The 20143-nt window shown below is 45.3% G+C and carries 18 protein-coding genes; 4 read left to right on the top strand and 14 right to left on the bottom strand.

Features of this window, described 5'->3' with window-relative positions; all coding sequences use genetic code 11:
• Positions 1-10 precede the first annotated feature (10 nt).
• The 5 genes from ASD24_RS24370 to ASD24_RS24350 all read right to left on the bottom strand — a co-directional run bounded on the left by ASD24_RS24370 (position 11) and on the right by ASD24_RS24350 (position 6323).
• Positions 11-952 carry a family 43 glycosylhydrolase gene (locus ASD24_RS24370; protein ID WP_056701485.1) on the bottom strand — a complete coding sequence of 314 codons (942 nt, stop codon included), beginning with the start codon at positions 950-952 and terminating at the stop codon, positions 11-13.
• 84 nt (positions 953-1036) lie between these two features.
• Positions 1037-2746: a galactose-binding domain-containing protein gene (locus ASD24_RS24365; RefSeq protein ID WP_235540827.1), complete on the bottom strand. Its 1710-nt coding sequence runs from the start codon at positions 2744-2746 to the stop codon at positions 1037-1039.
• Positions 2747-2766: 20 nt separating this feature from the next.
• Positions 2767-4452: an extracellular solute-binding protein gene (locus tag ASD24_RS24360; RefSeq protein WP_056701482.1), complete on the bottom strand. Its 1686-nt coding sequence runs from the start codon at positions 4450-4452 to the stop codon at positions 2767-2769.
• Between the two features lie 95 nt (positions 4453-4547).
• Complete coding sequence (locus ASD24_RS24355; protein ID WP_056701480.1) at positions 4548-5417, bottom strand: carbohydrate ABC transporter permease; 870 nt, start codon at positions 5415-5417, stop codon at positions 4548-4550.
• A 21-nt stretch (positions 5418-5438) separates the two neighbouring features.
• Positions 5439-6323, bottom strand: a complete 885-nt coding sequence (locus ASD24_RS24350; protein WP_082560534.1) for an ABC transporter permease — start codon at positions 6321-6323, stop codon at positions 5439-5441.
• Positions 6324-6638: 315 nt separating this feature from the next.
• On the opposite strand from ASD24_RS24350, the gene ASD24_RS24345 reads away from it, so the two are divergent.
• Together ASD24_RS24345 and ASD24_RS24340 are read left to right on the top strand one after the other, a co-directional pair.
• On the top strand, positions 6639-8351 hold the full coding sequence (locus ASD24_RS24345) for a sensor histidine kinase (RefSeq protein ID WP_056701475.1): 1713 nt from the start codon (positions 6639-6641) through the stop codon (positions 8349-8351).
• Positions 8348-9697: a response regulator transcription factor gene (locus ASD24_RS24340; RefSeq protein ID WP_056701473.1), complete on the top strand. Its 1350-nt coding sequence runs from the start codon at positions 8348-8350 to the stop codon at positions 9695-9697. Before ASD24_RS24345 ends, ASD24_RS24340 begins: the two co-directional genes overlap by 4 nt.
• 197 nt (positions 9698-9894) lie before the next feature.
• Here ASD24_RS24340 and ASD24_RS24335 read toward each other — a convergent pair whose 3' ends face one another.
• The 3 genes from ASD24_RS24335 to ASD24_RS24325 form a co-directional block, all read right to left on the bottom strand.
• A complete protein-coding gene (locus ASD24_RS24335) occupies positions 9895-11217 on the bottom strand; it encodes an LLM class flavin-dependent oxidoreductase (protein ID WP_056701471.1) in 1323 nt (440 codons plus the stop codon).
• A gap of 13 nt (positions 11218-11230) precedes the next feature.
• Positions 11231-12457: an MFS transporter gene (locus ASD24_RS24330; protein ID WP_056701469.1), complete on the bottom strand. Its 1227-nt coding sequence runs from the start codon at positions 12455-12457 to the stop codon at positions 11231-11233.
• A gap of 143 nt (positions 12458-12600) precedes the next feature.
• The gene (locus tag ASD24_RS24325; RefSeq protein WP_056701467.1) at positions 12601-13047 is read right to left on the bottom strand and encodes a GNAT family N-acetyltransferase; all 447 of its coding nucleotides are present in this window, start codon (positions 13045-13047) and stop codon (positions 12601-12603) included.
• A gap of 314 nt (positions 13048-13361) precedes the next feature.
• Between ASD24_RS24325 and ASD24_RS24320 the strand changes: the two genes are divergently transcribed.
• A complete protein-coding gene (locus ASD24_RS24320; RefSeq protein WP_056701464.1) occupies positions 13362-14267 on the top strand; it encodes an ArsR/SmtB family transcription factor in 906 nt (301 codons plus the stop codon).
• A 56-nt stretch (positions 14268-14323) separates the two neighbouring features.
• Positions 14324-15574, top strand: coding sequence for an MFS transporter (locus tag ASD24_RS24315; RefSeq protein WP_056701463.1), 1251 nt, complete (start codon positions 14324-14326; stop codon positions 15572-15574).
• 173 nt (positions 15575-15747) lie between these two features.
• Here the strand turns inward: ASD24_RS24315 and ASD24_RS24310 are convergent, their stop codons facing one another.
• The 6 genes from ASD24_RS24310 to ASD24_RS24285 form a co-directional block, all read right to left on the bottom strand.
• Positions 15748-16275 carry an SMI1/KNR4 family protein gene (locus tag ASD24_RS24310; RefSeq protein WP_056701461.1) on the bottom strand — a complete coding sequence of 176 codons (528 nt, stop codon included), beginning with the start codon at positions 16273-16275 and terminating at the stop codon, positions 15748-15750.
• Positions 16276-16327: 52 nt separating this feature from the next.
• Positions 16328-17251 carry a DUF7638 domain-containing protein gene (locus tag ASD24_RS24305; RefSeq protein ID WP_056701459.1) on the bottom strand — a complete coding sequence of 308 codons (924 nt, stop codon included), beginning with the start codon at positions 17249-17251 and terminating at the stop codon, positions 16328-16330.
• A 238-nt stretch (positions 17252-17489) separates the two neighbouring features.
• Positions 17490-18308 (bottom strand): purine-nucleoside phosphorylase, encoded by an 819-nt coding sequence (locus ASD24_RS24300; RefSeq protein ID WP_056701457.1) that lies wholly within the window; start codon positions 18306-18308, stop codon positions 17490-17492.
• Between the two features lie 128 nt (positions 18309-18436).
• Positions 18437-18649 (bottom strand): immunity protein TriTu family protein, encoded by a 213-nt coding sequence (locus tag ASD24_RS24295; protein WP_056701454.1) that lies wholly within the window; start codon positions 18647-18649, stop codon positions 18437-18439.
• Positions 18639-18998, bottom strand: a complete 360-nt coding sequence (locus tag ASD24_RS24290; RefSeq protein ID WP_056701452.1) for a hypothetical protein — start codon at positions 18996-18998, stop codon at positions 18639-18641. Before ASD24_RS24290 ends, ASD24_RS24295 begins: the two co-directional genes overlap by 11 nt.
• A gap of 239 nt (positions 18999-19237) precedes the next feature.
• The gene (locus tag ASD24_RS24285; RefSeq protein ID WP_056701450.1) at positions 19238-20140 is read right to left on the bottom strand and encodes a carbohydrate ABC transporter permease; all 903 of its coding nucleotides are present in this window, start codon (positions 20138-20140) and stop codon (positions 19238-19240) included.
• Positions 20141-20143: the final 3 nt, after the last annotated feature.

Here is a 20143-nt window from a genome sequence, read left to right as displayed (position 1 = left end):
ATGGTACAACCTATTTTGCAAAAAGAATTGAATCCGTCTCGCTATTCAAGGTCAACGCAGCATAATCGTTAAGAACGGGCACAGCGCCATTGAACTCAATAGGCAACACGACATAACTAGATTGGAAATAATCCGACCCATTCCAGCGATCCGAAAAATATAGATATTCCTGCGCTGATCGCTTCAGTACAAAAGCCGGCTGTGTACGATACGTCGTCTCATCACCGAAGTCATAGAGCATACTCCACGAACCTTCCATTGAATCCGCCATCGCATACTTCCCTTGATTCGGGTTCCATCCTGTGCAAAAAGAGGTAAGCATATAATACTTCTCATGCCGCTTGAACACGGCTGGGGCTTCCCGGTATTCACCCTGCCACAGCTTCGAGACTAAACGTTCTACATTCAGGTAATCTTCCTGAAGACGATAGATATGCAGATCCGCATTGTCTCTGGCCGCTGAGATAAAATAGGCTGTTCCATCATCATCCTGAAAGAGCGTGCAATCTCTCGACATATACCCGTAAGGATTGAAGCTCCCATGATAGACAAATTGACGATCCGGATAATCGGAGGTGGCTACAGCACATGCCGCGTCATTGTAATTCTTTCCATTCTCATAGTGCACCCAGAGCACAAATTTCTTAGTCACGGGATTAAAAAGAACTTTGGGGCGCTCAAGGTTTACCTTACCACCCTCATCATTCACTAACTCCAACTTCGTGCGGACTCGTATGGATGCCGTCGGAGTCGAAGTCGTCAGGATGTGATCCCGAAACTCCCACTGGAACAGATCCTTGGATCGGTAACAACTCACATAGTGATCATCTCTTCGGTCTTCACCGTACCAATAATAGTAACCGTCATGAAATAACATATGCCCACCGTGAGCATGAATGGGTTCACCGTTGATATCATTCCAGAGACTACCGTTGACTAATTGTGTCTTCATGACGTTACCTCTCTTCTATTGTCATTCACGATTGGAAAACATCATTAATTACTACATCGTTAACTAGGACGCTGAGTCGCGAGCTTACTCGATGTCCTCTCCAAACACTTTGACTTCCCATAATCTTGGTGTGTACCAGTTGTTAGGATTATTATGAAGCGTTGCACCCTGCATATTGATTCGCACATATCTAGCCGTGCTAGAGAGGGTGTCCGAAGTAAATCCGTAGGATTTATTATCCGTTCGATCCAATGCGACGGTCCAATTCACATTATCGTTGCTCGTCTCGATTTTATATTTATAGAATCCTTCGGAGCCTTTTTGCATCCACCATGAAATCTGTACATTGTTAATCTGCTGCTCCGATCCGAGATCTACCTTCCACCAATGTGGCCACGCAACGCTGGTACCCACCCATTCGGTTTGATAGCTTCCATCATTGGCGTAACTCGCTGGTTTCGTTCCTGTTGCCGTTTGTGCAGTTGCCTCTTTCCCTTGTGACAGTAGTTTTCCGTCCTGTACAGGAACGACGACATCATTGACTGTATCGTATAACACCTGATCAAAATAATCATAGAATGCGTATCCGTTAGAGAACCAAACTGGTAACAATCGTTCCTCTGTGGTTCCATTTTGCGTGCCTGCCCATCCGAACATCCAGCGATATGCAACCATCACGACATTGTCGCCCGTATCTGGCGTGACCCGCATAACCGAGCCAGACTGTGCCGAGAAGGTCGAGGTATTGCCAATTACGCGTAGTTCAGACCATTCTCCATCGAGGCTTGTGGCAGATGAGTACATCGGTATGCTTGGATACCAGCCCGCAGCTTGGGAGGAGAATAAATAATAGATGCCGTCTTTTTTGATTACCTTGGGCAGTTCCCGGTGCTGGTTCTGATAAATGGTAGACACTTGGTGATCGACATCCAGCCAATCGGAAGTTAACTGATACAATATCGTATCCGAATTATTATTCGCCGTAGAGATCAAGTACGCTGTACCATCATCATCTTTGAAAATGGAGATATCTCTAGATTCATTTCCACCTGGTCGGAAGCTCTTATGAAATGTAAAATCTTCTCCAGGTGTGGCAGATGCCACCGACACTCTGGCTAGTGTGTAATCTCTGCTGTTCTCATAGTGAGCCCAAAATACAAACTTATTCGTGGACTCATGATATAGAATATTGATCCCCTCAAATTTGCTATCAGCCAAGTCTGGATGATCGGTATAAGATAGCACCACTTTATCGTTGCCGTAGGTAATATCATCGGTTGACGTCTGTTGGATCATCTGACCGAATCCACCTGTTGGCTTTTGAACAAAGTTGAATCTGTAGTAGGTATCCCCGACTTTGAGTTCATTCGGCAGGTTCAGAGTTGACTTGGTTGTATTATCAAACGTAGTCAGGTTCTCTGGAAGCACATATGGCGTATATTCGGGTGAAACCGCAGAGGTTAGCACGGTGCTTCCCCCATACGCTTTCACTTGATAGGTATACGTGCTACCTAGTTGAAGACCATAATCATCTGTTGTTGTCCCGGTTAAGGTCTGTAATAACTCATAAGCCCCATTGTTCTCGGAGCGAAGCAATTCGTACCCGGTCGCTCCGTCAACAGGTGCCCAGTGGATCTTGGCATTGTTCACCTCAGAATCGTTCTTTAGTACAAACAGCGTTGCAGCAATATTCGTCTCTTCACCCGCAGCTTGAGTGGTTGGTACAGCAGCAGAGAAATGGTATGCCAGCAATAGAAATGCAACAATGATTGCTATTCTTGATTTTTTTATCATCACGCTGAGTCATCTCCTTATTATTTCAGATTCATCAATGCCATGACATCTGTCTTGCTCGCTTGATTGTACCAATCGTTGACTTCCTCAGTTACTTCATCGCCGCCCTTCTCGTGCCATTGCTTAACAAAGGTATCGAACGCTTCGAGCGGTTCATTGCCATAAATGATCTTGGTGAATATCTCTTGTTCCATGGTCGTCAACTGTTCCCATATGTTTTGCATCGTTGGTGTAGGTGGGCCGTTAAAATCATTGGGTACCAAGGAATCGCGGTTCTCATAAGAGATTCGATATCCGTCTTTGGTCGTTTGATCCCTTGAATCACTCTGAAGGAGAACACCTGTATCCGCCTCTACCCCGTTAGCCAGATCGTAGTAAGACTGACCAGGACCGTCGACGCTCGGTGTGTTTTTCGTAAAGGCCATTTTCCCTACCCCTTGCACGGCTTCCAACGGTGTATTGAATTGCTGCGGGTCGAAGGTGACTTCTTCGTTGACGATATCGTAGTCATATCCCTGCGCATAGCCGTATTTAAACTCTCCTGTCCCAAACGCAGCATCGTACATTTTATCGTAGTATAGGAAGAAGGCCTCCATGTTCTGAAAGTCCTTGTTAAACATAAATACGCCATCGTTTAATTGGGCAGTTTGATAGGTTCTATCTCCGTTCACGCCTTGGACGGTCGGATAGGGAACAACTTTGGCACCCTCTATATTTTTCTCCACATCCTTCACACTGCCGTATAACCAAGGTCGACCGACGATGATGCCTGCCTTGCCTTCCGTAAAGTCTGACAAAGCGTCCCATGCTCCCTGCGTAGCCAGCTCTTTGTTCAAATATCCTTTCGCATACCAATCACGCAGCTTGCCAAGTGCCTCCTTGTTGCCTGCAGCGACCGATCCATAGGTCAGTTTGCCATTATCGTTAACCCATTGTCTTGGAAGATGTTTACCTGTATATGCACTGAAAATCATGACCGGATCACTCACCCAGCCTGTGTTGTACGAATCTTTCCCCGAGAAAGTAAAGCCATATGTATCCTGTTTGCCATTACCATCCGGGTCATCATTCGTAAATGCCGCAATGACTTGCTCGAACTCCTCCAGTGTTGTTGGCGCTTTCAATTGCAATTTGTCGAGCCAATCTTGGCGAATCAACATGACTTCACCTTCCGTGAGATTTGGCGCAATGGCCATACCATACACTTTGCCGTCCCGAACAACCGGATTGAAGGTCGATGGATATTGTTTGTAGATTTCCTTGATTCGGTCAGGCATGTATGCTGCGATATCTTCCGTAATTTCCTTCACCTGTCCAGATTCGATCAAGTCGTTAATCAGCATCGTATCATAGACCGGTAGAACGTCTGGCAGTTTCTCGGAACCCGTTAGCGCGAGTCGTAACTTGGTATTATATTGTGAAGCATCACCCCCAAGCAGCGTAGTTTCGATCTTAATGCCGAGCTTTTCCTCGCCCCAGCGAGTTAACACATTGTCATTCAGGCTTTCGCCGTTGATGTATTTCCCCGAATTCTCATCCTGTTGTTTGGCAATCGTCATGGTCAACGGTGGATCATACTTCCCATCCTTCAGCACGGATTCTGGCGTGGCAACGTTATTGCTCTCTCCACTGCTACAACCGGCTACCACAAGTGCTGACAACATGATTGTACTTAACATTTTCCACACGTTACTTCTTTTTCTCATAGAGATAATCCCCCTTCGATCAAATGGCTGTTTCTATGGATACTATGGAATCCAAACCATGTAAGCATGAATCCGAACATGTGACTTACCTCTTCTTACTCTTTGACAGCCCCCAGCACAATTCCCTTCACGAAATATCGTTGTAAAAAAGGATAAACCATAATAATTGGCAATGTGCTCACGAATATTTGGGCTGCCTTGATGCTCTGTTCCGACATCGCTTCCACTTCCGACTGACTCATCGCCATGTTCTGCATGTTGCTCTGCACCACTACGGTCTGTAAGAAAGAAGCCAGCGGATACTTACTCGCATCCGACATGTACAATATACCGTCAAACCAGGAATTCCAGTGCCCCACCATAATAAACAAGGATACCGTAGCTATGCCTGGTAGAGACAACGGTAAATAAATTTTGCTAAGGATTGCAAAAAAGGAAGCTCCATCGATAAATGCTGCTTCTTCCAGCGCTTTCGGAATCGTTTTGAAGAAATTGACAAGAAGAATCAGGTTATACGCTCCGAAAGCTCCCGGCAAGACCAACGCCCAGATGGTATCCTTCAAACCAAGACCTGTAACCAAAATATAAGAAGGAATTAATCCCCCAGAGAAGAGCATGGTGAAGATAAAAAACCACATCAGCGCGTTGCGTCCCCGAAATTCCTTGGACAGCGCATATCCTGCGCAAGTAAGAATAAACATGCTGATGGATGTTCCCAGGACCGTTCGTAGAATCGAAGTCCACATGGAACTGATAAAATTAGAATTGCTAAACGTTTTGACATAGGCGTCCATATTGAAGCCGACCGGCCAAAAGGATACCAAATTACCGCTTATTGCCGCCTTACTACTGAGGGATTGCGCGAGCAAATGAAGCAGTGGAAGAAAACACACCAGTCCTGCCAAGATCATAAACGCATAATTGAATACTGAGAAAACTCTATACCCTGTCGTCTTATGGTACATACTGCCTCTCCCTCCTTCCTGTTAGAATATTTTGTAGTTGGCATACTTATAGGCCAGCCTATAGGATACGACGATCAAGATTAGACTGATCCCCGATTTGAACAACCCTACCGCTGTACCGAATCCGTATTGCCCATTCAACAAGGAAGAACGATAAACATAGGTGTCAATAATATCTCCCGTACTGTAGACAAGAGGGTTGTAAAGGTTGAACACCTGATCAAATCCAGCGTCCAGAATATTTCCCAGACTGAGCGTAGAAATGACAATAATCATCGGCAGCATACTTGGCAGGGTAACGTATAAAATTTGCTGGCGACGTGTCGCACCATCAATTTCGGCCGCCTCATAATACGAAGGGTTGATCCCTGCAATGGTCGCCAGATAGACGATCATGCCAAACCCAAAGCTTTTCCATACATCGCTGACTACGACCGTAAATCTAAACAGATCCGGGTCACCCAAAAAGTAAATGGGAGCGATGTCGAAAATGCGGGTCAGCATCTGGTTGATGCCTCCATCCAATCCAAGGATGTTAATCATGAGCCCTGCAACCGTAACCCATGACAAGAAATGGGGCAGATAAACGAGTGTCTGCACGCTTTTCTTAATGCCAACATTCCGCAGCTCGCTTAACAGAATAGCCATAACAATAGGAACGATAATACCAACGATAATTTTGGAAACGGCGATAATCAACGTATTGATAATGGCTTGCGTTGCTTCGTCATACCGGAAGATTCTTTCGAAATTGTCCAGCCCGATCCAGCGGGAACCTGAGATCCCGAGCCATGGTTTATAATCCTGAAAAGCCATGAGCAGACCGACCATCGGACCATATGAAAAGATACAAACAAATACGAAGGCGGGAATACACAATACATACAGTGGCCAGCTCTTCTTCAATTCCTTTTTCCAAGGCGTTCGCCGGGACACCCTGGGCGTTATATTCGAGCCTGCTTTTACGGAACCAATCTCATTAATGGTGCATACCTCCTCTGTGATGGCTCTGGGGACGCGTCCTCGTAATGTAAGCTTAACAAAAGCGCTTTCATGTCAAAATGCCAAAATGTGAAGATCATAACCTCAATCTGAATCAATTTTAAACCGCTTTCATTTTAAAGCATGGTCACTCTTCCGCTTTTATCCAGATTGGCTTATGATGAAAATGGAATTGCAATCGGTAGTACTTCAAGTTCTGCGTATAGGAAAGGAACACACATGATTAGAAAAATGTACATGAAACGTTTTATCTATTTCTTTGTATTTTTCCTGTTATTAACACTGAGTTTATTCTTCGTGATGAATCGATTGAGCTCGAAGACATTGGAAGAAAATATGATCGGAGCCTCCAAGAACCAACTTGATTATGTAAAGGGCATCCTGGACGGAATTATGTATGAGGCTAATATGTACGGGGTTCAGTTTGCGGCTGACAGTGATGTCAGGTTTTATCAAAGGCAAGTGCTGGAGCTAAGTAACTACGACTCTCAGATGAAGAAAAATGATATTGTCGATCGCTTACGCCAAACCCTTCTGTCTAGCCGCTCGATTGAATCCATCGGCATCTATTGGAAAAATGAAGGAACATTTCTATCTACCAGCAATTCGCTGGAGGCGCGACTTCCATTCAACGAGATTCAGCGACCTGGCTGGCGTATTATCGATGATAGCTTGTATTATTTTGCAGCCTACCCGTATATCCAAAAATCCGAGCAATTGAAGCCGGTTCAATATGTCGTTGGTGTTAAGCTGAACAATGATTATCTGAAGAGCCTACTTCAGAAGGCTGTTAACAATGATAGCTCGAACGCTTTTCTGTGGTTTGACGATCACCGATTATGGGACGAGGATGAAGTAGATAACGATCTATTGAAAGCGATTTCAGAACTTCTGTTACCGCAAGAGGGAGCTACACTTAAATATGATTACCATACGAATTCCGAAAACTACTATGTTCTCTCCCGTTATATTGAAGCACTCGACACCTATCTGATCACCTATACACGTACAAATGATTTCCTTAAACCGCTTGATCATAACCGAAAGGTATTCCTTATCAGTATTATAGCTGTTCTGACACTAGGGCTGATCGTCATCTTTACGTTCTACCGGAATTACGATCGTAACATTCGCTTAATGGAGAGAAAGTTCTTACAGGTTGAGCAGGGCAATCATAGTACACGAATTACGGAAAATACGGATAACGAATTTTACGTCCTCTTTCGCAGCTTTAATCACATGGTAGCCGAGATTCAGGATCTGTTTGTATCCTTGAAGACCGAGACGGATTTGAGAAGGAGTGCAGAGCTGAAGCAACTGCAAGCCCAGATTAATCCTCATTTTCTGTACAACAGTTTATTCTTCATTATGTCCGTAGCCAAATTCTCTCCTGATGCTGTCATGCGAATGAGTAAACATCTGGCTGAATATTATCGTTACTTGACCAGACTGGATAAACATGAAGTCACGTTACAAGAGGAATTGCAGTTTGCAGAGCACTTCTTAATCATCATGACCCTGAGTAAAAAAATAGAGTATGCCATCGATCTTCCGCCAGAACTCAACTCTCTTCCACTCATGCCACTGATCATCCAGCCTGTCGTGGAGAACGCGATTCAGCATGGTATTGAAGGGCAACAGGGAGCCAACCGGGTGAACATCGATGTTAAGCAAGCAGAGGAAGTCATTCTCATTCGGGTATCCGATGATGGAAAGGGTCTTACACCGGATGAAATCCAAAAGCTGGAGACTCAGCTTGATAGCGACACCCCGCCTGAGGGAACCCGAGGTGTCGGTCTCTGGAATGTTAATCGGCGTCTAAAAAATACGTATGGCGATCGTAGCGGGTTAGCATTTTCAACCAATGACTGGGGCGGGCTGTCTGTCCTGCTGATGATTCATGTTCCGACTGAGAGAGGAGAGAGCATATGAAGCTGTTAATTGTTGATGATGGACATTATGTCGTGGAGTATATGAAGCATTTGGTGGATTGGCGTTCCTTCGGTATTCATCAGATTGAGACAACGACCAATTCCATTGAAGCGAGAGAAATGTTGAACGGACGCCGGATCGACATCTTGATTACGGACATTCGCATGCCTGAGGTTTCGGGAATAGATCTGCTGCACCACATTCATCAAAACAACTTACCAACCAAAGTCATCATGCTCTCCGGATATTCCGAGTTCGATTATGCACAGCAAGGAATCCGTCTCGGGGCTCTGGACTATTTACTTAAACCTGTTGATAAAGATGATGTAGAGCATGCGATGTCCAAAGCCATTCAAAAGATCCAGAAATCACGTCCTGTTCACGCCGTCAATTGGGAGCATTTTAAGGGTATGGGCTATCTACTCTCGCTACTTGCTCAGAACGAAACTTTAAAGGAAGAGTATGATGTATACGCAGCATGTTTAGGAGATCATCGTTATTGCTTCTTCAAGCTTGAGCATTACACAGAAGCAGATGTAGAACGTGTACAACATACTGTTGCAGAGCCATCTACTTCATTCGTTTGGCCTTCAGGATCACATCTGGTCGCCTGTATACCTGAAGAAACAGCACGGAGATTCGCTGCCGAGTGGAATCAAGCGGCCTTGTCCTCACCGTTCGCATTGACCAACCGGAATGAAACACGGGATCATTTCTATCGTTTCTTCCTGAATGAAGACGTAAGCTCTAGCGATTTTGTTGGGGCAACTGCCCTTTCTTCAGTGGAAAGTGATTCGGAAACGATAGGCAATATCATACATACGTATGAGCGAATCACTAACAGAAAACAAAAACAAATCTATCTTATGGAGATCATCACGTATATCTATCTCAAGGACAAAAATCAGGATACAACGAAAATAGCCGATTGGATGTTCAATCGGCTTCAAGACCCCGACAAGTTCGGATCCGTTCTCATCGACATGTTCAGCAGAATCCGTATCAACAAACAAATGTCCATTCAATCCATCGTTGATAAAGTACGAAAATACATTGAAGACCATCTTTCCCACGGTCTTAGTCTGGATGAACTAGGAAAAGTCGCGCATCTTCATCCAGTCTACTTTTCCAAGCTGTTCAAACAAGAGACCGGAGAGAACGTGTCCAACTACATTTCGAGGAAACGGTTGGAGAAAGCTTCCCAGTTGCTCCAGGATTCCGAACTCCGTATAGCCGATATCGCGCAAATGATCGGGTACCGTAAAATTCAGTATTTCATTCAGTTGTTCAAACAGGAGTACGGCGTCACGCCATACCAGTATCGGAGAAACATGACCCACCAATAAGGACACATTTCACAGACATACGGTCCATTTCAAGCTTTTAACATGCAACATTAAACATCGAGCTTTCATGTTCATCATCTCACCGTTCCCAGCCTTGGAACGGTTTTTCTTTGTTTCTGTTTTTTTGTTCCAACTAGCTAGCTTAAAGGATCAAGCCCATCGACTGTTTTCATATGCCTTTTAACAGAAGCTCGAACCTATTGCGCCGTCTCAAGCGAATAACGATTAAGCGGAATCGGAAGACCCAGGTTGCCACGCAATGTATCCTGCTCATATTCTGTGCGGAATAAGCCGCGCTCTTGTAATACCGGAACGACTAGATCCACGAAATCCACCAAGCCATTTGGAACAACGGTACGAATGTTGAAGCCATCTGCCGCGCCACCTTCGAACCATTCCTGAATTTGGTCAGCGATTTGCTCGGGTGTACCGATGAAGGATGTTCTTGGCGTTGAAGCAAGCAGAGCTACTTCGCGTAAACTCAGTCCTTGCTCACGAGCCTGCTGCTTGATTTTGTCCGTTGTACTGCGGAAGCTATTGCTGCCCAGATCACCAATATCAGGGAACGGCGCATCCAGTGGAAATTGGGAGAAATCATAATGCTCAAAGTACCGTCCTAAGTAATTCAGCGCTTGATCAATACTAACCAGTTCAGCGCTCTCTTGATACTTGCGTTCCGCTTCCTCTTCCGTTCTGCCTACGATAGGCCCAATGCCAGGGAAGATTAGCAGTTCTTCCGGGTTGCGTCCATAAGCTGCTGCTCTTGCCTTCACATCCTGGTAGAACTCGCGCGCTTCTTCTAACGTCTCATGCCCTGTATAGATCGCATCAGCCGATCGAGCAGCCAGATCCTTACCCGATTCAGAAGAGCCTGCCTGAAAAATAACCGGTTGTCCTTGCTTGGAACGTGCGACGTTCAGCGGACCTTGAACGGAGAAATGCTTCCCTTGGTGATGCAACGTATGTAACTTCGCCGGATCGAAGAACACCCCGTTCTCTTTATCTCCGACAAAGGCATCATCCTCCCATGAATCCCACAAACCTTTGACAACTTCGAGATGCTCCTCAGCGATCTCATAGCGTAATGCATGATTCGGATGCTCACCTTTGCCAAAATTGAGGGCTGATCCTTCCAACGGTGAAGTCACCACATTCCAGCCTGCACGCCCTTGACTGATATGATCCAGTGAAGCAAACTGCCTAGCCACCGTGAACGGCTCACTATATGATGTCGACAATGTGGCTACAAGACCAATGTGAGAGGTTGCTCCCGCCAGCGCAGATAAGAGCGTTATCGGCTCAAATCGATTCAGGAAATGAGGATTGGATTTCTCATTAATAAAGAGACCGTCTGCAATAAAAAGCAGATCGAACTTGCCTTCCTCTGCTTTGAGCGCTTGTTTTTTATAAAAATCCAGGCTTACACTCGCATTAATCGGAATATCCGGATGTCTCCAGAATGAAATGCTATTCCCAACTTCGTTTAGATTCGCTCCCAATCTCAACTGTCTTTGCGCCATATTGAAGCCCTCCCTATAATTTGTTAAGCGTTGTCTCACGATCACTTGTCATAACCTTCCGGATAGCTCCTTGCTTGAACTCCTTCGCCCTAACCACCCAAGCCGCAGTCAGCAGTACAATTCCCGTGAGTAGGAATATAAAAGGAATACCTGTCCACCCTCCCAGAAAGCCACCGAGAAGTGGTCCTAGTACAATACCGAACTGGCTTGCACTCTGACTTAAGCTAACGGCTCTACCTCGAAATTCCTTAGCTGCATATTGAATAATGAGTGCATTAAGAGCCGGGTACACGGCCGCGAAGAAGAGCCCATACACAAACCGCAGACTACCGAAATAAATAAGATTTGTCGCAGTCAACTGCAATAGACTACCGATGCCTCCACCCAGCAGACCGATAAACAACGTTTTCTCGTATCCAATCCTTCCACCGATGCGTCCCCAGCGAGGCCCCATAATAACCGTTGCTATACCAATTGCGGAGAAGACAATCCCGGCACTAAGTGTCGCACGGCTGACATCCCCACCAATCTGCACAACGTACAGCGTCAGCACGGGTTCAATAATTAACACTGAAGTAGAGACGAGCAAAATCAGCCCATAGATCCGCATTAGACCTGGTGTGCTCACTGCTTGCTTTACATCATCTAGAATGCTGGAACGAGCGATGTTGCGAGGCTCTCGTGATTCCTTAACACCCAGCACCATGAGAGCAGATAGCAGTGTAATGATCCCTGAGGCAATGAAGCATCCACGCAGACCTACCCATTGACTAAGAATTCCACCTGCCAGCGGACCAAGAATACTTCCTGCGGCTGTAGCTGTTGAGATGACTCCTAGTGCATAACCCACATGTTTCTCTGGCGTGTTGGTACCAACCAGCGTTAGGGATGCCGGATTGAACCCAGCCATCAGTCCCTGGAAGACCCGAACAGCTATAAAGGTAAAGGGATCGTATACCCAATAGTTGGCTAAATGTGCCATCGCGAGACCGACCCCTGAGCGAATCAGCATCAGCTTACTCCCGTATCTGTCCGCTAGTGATCCCCAGAACGGGGCACAGAGTCCACTGATTAGAAAGCTAATGGAGATGGCGATGCCTGCCCAGACCTCCACCCCCTGCTGGATACCAAGATCATTTTGCAGAAACAGTGGAAAGAACGGGATAGATAAGGTGTATGCCATATGATTGAAGAACAAACCCAGCCACAGAATATACAGATTCCGTTTCCAATGAACCATCGACATTCCTCATATTCAATAATTCCTATATAAAAAGTAGGTTATAGAGTATATTAGAATATCCCATCGTGAATGTATAATAGAAAAGTTCAATAGACCCATTCAACAATTAAATGAATGGATCTATATTCCGTTTAACCTGTTTAATGATTATGGTTAGACTCCTGTGGAACTAGCTTGGACATAAACACGTCAACTTCATCTTCTGTATCCAGAACAAACCCTAGACGCTCATACAATCGCCGCGCTGGACTTCCTTGCAGCACATTTAAGGTAACTCGTTTGCCCCGAATCTCTTCCCGATCCAGTAACATGTTCAGCACCTGCGTTCCAATTCGTTTGCCCTGATGGTCTGGATGAATATAAAAGTGTTCTAACAAATATTCCTCTGCTCTAGGCTTAAATGCAATGCACCCCACCATAGAGCCTTCAGCTTCAATAATCCACGTATAGTCGGGATCGAATGTTGTACGGAAACGTTCACGTACCCTCACCTCATCATATCTCCCTAACCGCGTTAGATCATCGTACAGAACCAAGGCTCTTAATTCTGCAAGCTGTTCCTTGTCTTCCTGATGTGATTGTCGCATCGTAACTGGAACCACCTCAACACCCCTCTCTAGAACCTCACTATACATCTTTGAAAAAAAAGTTACCTTCATTTTTTTGCTTACTAGGACAACAAAGTCATTGAATGAACTACAAGTATTCCCATTACGAAGCTGCTTCTCGTAAGTAAAGTACTCTTCATTTACTTAGGGAAATGTGGGAGAGAGCCGTTGAAATATTTGTGTTGTAACAAATATAATCGTTCGTATATAATAAAACAAATTACTAGTTCTATAAATATAGAACAAAAATAGAAAGATAGATTACATACTGAAAGGAAAGGAAGTGTACAACTATGAACTATCAAGTGGAGGTTGATTTTGCACCCATTTATGAATGTGTAAGCAGTCTGTCCGCTTTTATGGGTAAACAGAATCATTCAGCTCTCGATGCTGGAAAACTGTGGATTCGTGATGTACAGGATCAATTTGCACCAGCCAAGCTACAAAACATGAGAGATACGATGAAAGCTACAGACAACTTCAGTCTTGCACCATACATATGGCATTGCCCTGGGGATCGCTCGGTTCATGGCTTTTTGGATTGGCTTGAAGGTTTGTCTTCGGGACAGTTGTATGATATCGCTGCTGGCTTGAAATTGTCTGTACCCTCTAATCTGCCCGATCTGCGCAGCCGGACATCTGAAGCCATACGGGAATGGAATGAACACTACTTTAAGAACATCGATCCAGCCATTATCGAAGGTCTCTCGCACGAGGCAAAGACTAGACGTGCCCGTTTACAGGGAGGCAATGATCAAGAGGTCTATGAACAAGCTACACAGGGTATGCGAATCTATCCTAACGGTGTGCTGAACAAGATCATTCTTATCCCTCAATACCATGCGCGTCCATTTGTCACCTCAGCGATCTTTGACGAGATCATCTTCACCAGTTACTCGTGTGACATTCTTCCCACCGAACCGGGAAGACCCAACCCTGGATTACTGCGTCTAACCCGTGCACTATCGGATGAAACTAGATTGTTCATTTTACGATTACTGGCGGGTAAGCAATTGACGTTTACTGAGATTGTACGCGAGGTAGGACTATCGAAGAGCACGATACATTACCATCTCATTGCCTTGCGAGCAGCCGGACTAATTATCGTACATTATGACCACAAGAACACGGAATATAGCCTGCGCTTGGAAGCTCTGAACAACCTCCCACAGCAGATTGGAGCTTATATTGGAAGCTGAATTCAAGCAACTTCCTCTGTACAAATGGCTTGATTCTACCCTGCGGAGGACCCTATATGGTTAAGCGAAGTTATTATGGTTTATTAGCTACAGTTACACTCAGTTCTCTCGGTGATGTGTTTGGTCTGCTGGCTATGGAATGGCTGGTCTATGAGTTAACTGCCTCGAAGCTAGCTATGGGAGCTATGGCACTCAGCTTCAGCATTCCCGAGGTAGCCTTCAGGTTGCTTGGATCGCCCTTATCCGACCGTCTGCATCGTGGAAAGTTTATGGCGGGACTAGCGTCAGTAAGGTTACTGGCTCTATTGCTACCACTGAGTATGGGGATCACAGGACAATTGCAACTCTGGCATCTGTTCGTTGCCGCAGCGCTCAGCGGAGCCTGCTCCGCCCTATTTATGCCCACAGCCATGGCTGTTGTACCCGGTGTCGCTGGTGAACATAAACTGTTACGGGCATTTGCAGTCATTGATGGTTGTCGGAACGCCGCTGCTTTGCTGGGGCCAGCCATCGCCGGAGCGCTAACGGCTGCCGCTGGTGCATTGCCTACCCTTGGTATCAACGCGATATGTTACCTTGCAGCAATTACTGCCCTGCTCTATCTGCCCGCTATGCAGAAACCAGCAGCATTACGAGAAACCTTCTCCCTTCAAGCTTATGTTCGAGATATTGGAGAAGGCTTCTCATTCTATCGGAGATTCCCAGCGATGCTCTCGATCATGCTGATGGTTTCCATCAGCAACATGTCGTCCGTTGCCATCTGGACGATGATGATTCCTTTTGTCCGCGAAGTGCTGCACCGAGATGCTGCCGCTATGGGAACCCTAACTACTGCTTCGGCATTTGGCACACTCCTAGGGCTAGCCGTTATCTCATGGATCGGTGAGATTAAGAAAAGACGAACCGTCATGCTGTGTAGCTTAGCTGTCATTGGGCTTTGTAATGCCTTATTAGGATTATTTCCAAGTTACCCATTTGCACTTATTACCTTATGTGCCGCAGGAGTGGCTGGTCCCTTCTTCGGTTCTCTCAGCTCTTCGTTACACGGGACACTTGTACCTAGCTCCATGCAAGGTCGGGTCAATTCTATTCGTTTCTTGATTGGTGGCGGACTTCAACCCGTCGGAGCTTTTGCAGGTGCGGCCGTTGCCGAAATGTATGGTCTACCCTTCTTATTTGTATCTCTCGGACTTCTTCCTTTCATCTGCTCTATAGCTGCTATATTTCTCCCAAACCTGAAACATTTGAACGGTGATCTTTCTACTCTACAGCATAAATCTTTGAACGAAATTCATATAACAAGGTGATAAACACATAAAAACACTTAAACGTTTCCTTCCAAGGACGACGTTTTAAGTGTTTTGGTGTTTTGGTGTTTTGGTGTGTTTGTGTGTTTGTGTGTTTGTGTGTTTGTGTGTTTGTGTGTTTGTGTGTTTGTGTGTTTGTGTTTCAAAGTGTTGCACGCCGAGAGTTCTAATAGTTAGTCGTCCTCTTCTTCCTCTAAACATAGCTCCAAAAACGCAAATAATCCCGGAGCCTCAACCGAACGTTTACCCCAATCATGCCAGAAATAGAGGACTTGTCCCACATTTCCCGAAGATGCAGGATCCGTGTCCAGACATAGATAATCTCCCCCACCATTCTCTGCAATAGGAATCCATTTGGCGTTCCAAAGCAATGGTTTAATCGCATCATCCATGTCTGCTTCCAACTCATCAGGTTCGAATTCCTCCTGAAGAAAAGCCCAATTCTCCTTCACTTGCGCAAGAGGGGTTAGCGTTAGGTTTCTGACCAAAGCAGCTCCGTCGATGTCCCATATCTGTCCATCATGGATACGATATAATGCCTTCATCTCTTCTGGCAATATCACACCCAACTCGTTCTCTACAGAACGAAAATCTGCCTCTGTCGCTCCCGGCTGGAGATGAAGTGCCACTTCAAAGCTCGGATCAACGCTTGTCCCTTTGGCAATGATACGTTGCCACAATTGTTCAGCCTGCCTACTCATTCCACTCCTCATCCTCCTTATGAATGGGTCACCTCTGCTGGAGATGCAAAGGCTACACTTCTCGTTTCTCCTCTGGCGTATATATAATTCGCTGATAATCCATATCCCGGCTATCCATATCGCCCAAGTACATCCGTTGATGCTCGGGCACCCGTTCATATTTTTCCTTCAGCACAGCTCGGTTGAATTCACTCGGATCTTCCAGATACATGTGGTACGCATGTCGACATGCTTCAAACGTGGTCTGTTCTCCTGTCAATTTCTTATGCATATCCAGCAGTTCCTGGTATTTATCCTCAACATTCTCGGCATATTGCTCTTCTGAGAACGTCACTTCGCCCAGATCCAGTATCCGAATAGCTACCGGGCGATCAATCGTCGTAAAGAAGGTTCCATCCCGAAACCACGATGCTAATTCATCTATAGCCATCTCGACATACTCGGGCAACTGATAGATCGCCACCTTACCATTCTCATACACCACCAGATGAACCAGGTAATGCTGTCCTTCGTATTTCATGAAAATAGAGAAGCCATCGCCCTGAATCGTCTCATAGAACAGTTCCTGCACTACTGCAAAATCAACCGCTTGAGGCGAATATGACACCCTTCTATTCTCCTTCAGTTGTTGTAGACGTGGCGTGACTTCGAATATATTACGAAATTCGGGATTAAGCGCTCTGATCTTACGCTCAATATGTTCATAATAACTGCTATTGTTATGCATCCAGTTCGCTTGCTCCACTCGGTAAGCACCTAATCCATGGATGGAGATCGTCTCTCCAACAGGTACATCAGGGCCTAACCAATACTCCTCGATTTTCTGCTTCAGCTCTTTCAGATCAACCAGTTCCCAGCAATTAATCATGCCGTCTTCATAAATCTGCACAGGTATGAGAAAATGATGTCCGCCATTATGTATGATGCCAGGTGTTGTTGTGCCTTCAATCTGTTTCGTTCTTCTAATGTTCTGCACTTAAGATACCTCACTTTCATGAATCTTCACGTTCCCATATCCTACAACTGTACAATAAGAAAAACGAAAACACGAGAGAACTTCCGCCCATCTTTTGCTACGCAATTGGACTCATCCATTATGAAACTTTCAAAAAAATATGCACATAAAAGCATTGCCCAGACAGATTCAGCTCTATCTTGGACAATGCTCCTATGATCACCAACTTGCAATATTAGGAGAGATGCTGCTCTTCCGATTACATCTCTTGCAGAATACCTTTGACAAGCCCTGTGAACGTTGTTTTTACTTTGGCAGCTACTTCAATGACTTCTTCATGATTAAGCGGCTGATCTAGAATGCCGCAGGCCATATTAGTGAGACAAGAAATACCCAACACTTTCATGCCCCCATGAACCGCAACAATAGCTTCAGGCACAGTCGACATCCCTACTGCATCTGCACCCATCGTACGAATCATGCGAATCTCCGCTGGTGTCTCATAAGCCGGTCCACTCCACCAAGCATAGACACCTTGCTGCAAGCTAACTTTCTGCTCATCTGCAACACGAAGCGCAATGCTGCGCAGCTCTGGATTGTATACCTGGGACAAGTCTGGAAAGCGTGTGCCCAGTTCTGGATTGTTTGGCCCCATCAGCGGATTGTTACCTACCAGGTTAATATGATCTGTAATGATCATAAGCTGACCTGGTTCAAAGCTTGTATTGATCGCGCCACAAGCATTGGTGATAATCAATTGCTCTACACCTAATGCTTTCATCATACGTACCGGGAACGTCACTTCCTCTAGTGTAAAGCCTTCATAATAATGAAGACGTCCCTTCATCGCAACAACGGTTTTGCCCATCAGTTCTCCAATGACCAATTCGTTGGCATGACCCACAGCCTCGGATTTAGCAAAGTATGGGATTTCACTATACGGAATAACCGTTGCGTTCTGAATTTCGTCTGCGAGAGCGCCAAGTCCTGAACCCAGTATCATACCTACAGTTGGCTTGGAGCTGGTTCTGCTTAATATGTAATCTCTAGCTTCTTGAATATGTGCAGTTTGATGCATGGATGGATTCCTCCTGATGATAATAATTTACGTAATCAAGTTACGGTACCTCAAGTGTAATCAACTACAGAGTTGATGTAAATGGAAGCTCGAAAAGTAAGCTCACTATGTCACTTTCCCCACTACATTTAGGGTTTGCACCCCGACTTCAATGCTTGGAAATATTCCTGCAAGAGCTCATCGAAATCAACTTCATTATCATGGTCACTCTTCCCCACATACTTCCACAAAATCAGTTCTTCCGACTCGATATTCAAAACCTCATACTCCATCTGTCTCGATTCCCAAACAGTCACTTGACCCATATATGGTCGGTTATCTTCGTTTATTTTACTCCACATAGATCGTCTCTTCCTGATCTCGGTTCCACTGAATATGAACGGGGATCGGAAGCGTCTCAGATTCATGATCATTCGAATCACTCTTAAACGAAATTTCCTTATAAGGAGCATTAAGCTTCTCTATAGAACCACTCGGTGAAATCGCCTGTCCAGCAAACTGATAACGAACATTTCTCGGCTGATCTTCTTCCCCTATGTATCGGATTACGAAGCTTATAGGGCCATTCTTATTTTCACTACTAACACTTACATTCCAGTTCACACTTTCTCCATGAAGCGATAGCTTATTACTAGAGCATCCTACCAACAAGAGCAACATCATTAGGATAGGCAAGATTCTTTTTCTCATAGATTGTTTCCTCCTGAGCTGTGAAAGGATAATCATTCATATAAATTTTACCATATTATCCATGCATAAGGCATACTCACTGTCCTTTTGTTCCTAATTGCATGAGCTATCCTCGTCCAATAATCAATATAGAAACTACATAAGCTCAAAAAAAACCGGTCATCCCATGACCGGTTGCATTCTACTATTCTTTTGCCACAGCTTCTTCAAATCGCCTGTATTTTCACGTTGACGCTCGACTATTCCTTAACGCCTCCAAGCTGTAATCCATGAACAAAATACTTCTGCAAGAATGGATACACCACCAGGATTGGCAAAGCTGCTACGATTGTAATGGCTGCACGAATCGATACAGGTGTAACCATATTCCGAGCTGCGCCGAGATCTGCTCCGTTAGCAACAGCAGCACTGCTATTCGAATTCATTGACGAGGATAACAGCTTCATTAATTCGTATTGCAGCGTGCTCAGATTCTGCTTGGATGATGCATACAAGAACGTATCAAACCACGAGTTCCATTGACCCACTGCGATGAACAAAGCCACCGTAGCAAGTACAGGCTGACATAACGGCAAGATAATCGAGATAAACGTTCTGAAATCACCGGCTCCATCAATCTTAGCGGATTCAATTAGTCCTTCCGGCAGTGTCTGAATATACGTTCGAATCACGATCATGTTAAATGCGCTGATCAAACCCGGAATGATATACACTAGGAAGTTGTTGAGCAAATGCAGATCCTTGATTAGGAAGTAGGTTGGAATCAGACCTGCACTGAAGTACATCGTCAGTACAACGATAATCGTAATCGGTTTACGCAGGATATAATCTCTGCGGCTTAGAGTGTAAGCGAGCATAGAAGTCAGAAATAAGCTGAGCACCGTGCCTAGCACGGTTCTCGCAACCGAGATGCCGAAGGCTTGGAAGATGGTTCCCCCAGCAAATACGGCTCGATAGTTCTGGGCTGTCCACTCCCGCGGCCATAGATAGATGCCTCCACGGATCGTGTCATTACCTGCATTGAACGATATGGCAAGGGTGTTCAGAAACGGATACAGGGTCACGACTGCAATAAAAATCATCAGTGCGCCGTTAAACGTATGGAAGACAATCGGCTCAAGCCGAGACTTGTTTATTCCCATCGA

The organism is Paenibacillus sp. Root52 (assembly GCF_001426865.1).
Classification (GTDB): Bacteria; Bacillota; Bacilli; order Paenibacillales; family Paenibacillaceae; genus Paenibacillus.
Note: the sequence above shows the minus strand (reverse complement) of the source record. Positions and strands in the feature narration are given on the sequence as shown.

What these genes read in the sequence shown, in the direction of transcription:
- ASD24_RS24370 (WP_056701485.1), bottom strand. Translation starts at nt 952, where the DNA reads ATGAAGACACAATTAGTCAACGGTAGTCTCTGGAATGATATCAACGGT.
- ASD24_RS24365 (WP_235540827.1), bottom strand. Translation starts at nt 2,746, where the DNA reads ATGATAAAAAAATCAAGAATAGCAATCATTGTTGCATTTCTATTGCTG.
- ASD24_RS24360 (WP_056701482.1), bottom strand. Translation starts at nt 4,452, where the DNA reads ATGAGAAAAAGAAGTAACGTGTGGAAAATGTTAAGTACAATCATGTTG.
- ASD24_RS24355 (WP_056701480.1), bottom strand. Translation starts at nt 5,417, where the DNA reads ATGTACCATAAGACGACAGGGTATAGAGTTTTCTCAGTATTCAATTAT.
- ASD24_RS24345 (WP_056701475.1), top strand. Translation starts at nt 6,639, where the DNA reads ATGATTAGAAAAATGTACATGAAACGTTTTATCTATTTCTTTGTATTT.
- ASD24_RS24340 (WP_056701473.1), top strand. Translation starts at nt 8,348, where the DNA reads ATGAAGCTGTTAATTGTTGATGATGGACATTATGTCGTGGAGTATATG.
- ASD24_RS24335 (WP_056701471.1), bottom strand. Translation starts at nt 11,217, where the DNA reads ATGGCGCAAAGACAGTTGAGATTGGGAGCGAATCTAAACGAAGTTGGG.
- ASD24_RS24330 (WP_056701469.1), bottom strand. Translation starts at nt 12,457, where the DNA reads ATGGTTCATTGGAAACGGAATCTGTATATTCTGTGGCTGGGTTTGTTC.
- ASD24_RS24325 (WP_056701467.1), bottom strand. Translation starts at nt 13,047, where the DNA reads ATGCGACAATCACATCAGGAAGACAAGGAACAGCTTGCAGAATTAAGA.
- ASD24_RS24320 (WP_056701464.1), top strand. Translation starts at nt 13,362, where the DNA reads ATGAACTATCAAGTGGAGGTTGATTTTGCACCCATTTATGAATGTGTA.
- ASD24_RS24315 (WP_056701463.1), top strand. Translation starts at nt 14,324, where the DNA reads ATGGTTAAGCGAAGTTATTATGGTTTATTAGCTACAGTTACACTCAGT.
- ASD24_RS24310 (WP_056701461.1), bottom strand. Translation starts at nt 16,275, where the DNA reads ATGAGTAGGCAGGCTGAACAATTGTGGCAACGTATCATTGCCAAAGGG.
- ASD24_RS24300 (WP_056701457.1), bottom strand. Translation starts at nt 18,308, where the DNA reads ATGCATCAAACTGCACATATTCAAGAAGCTAGAGATTACATATTAAGC.
- ASD24_RS24295 (WP_056701454.1), bottom strand. Translation starts at nt 18,649, where the DNA reads ATGTGGAGTAAAATAAACGAAGATAACCGACCATATATGGGTCAAGTG.
- ASD24_RS24290 (WP_056701452.1), bottom strand. Translation starts at nt 18,998, where the DNA reads ATGAGAAAAAGAATCTTGCCTATCCTAATGATGTTGCTCTTGTTGGTA.
- ASD24_RS24285 (WP_056701450.1), bottom strand. Translation starts at nt 20,140, where the DNA reads ATGGGAATAAACAAGTCTCGGCTTGAGCCGATTGTCTTCCATACGTTT.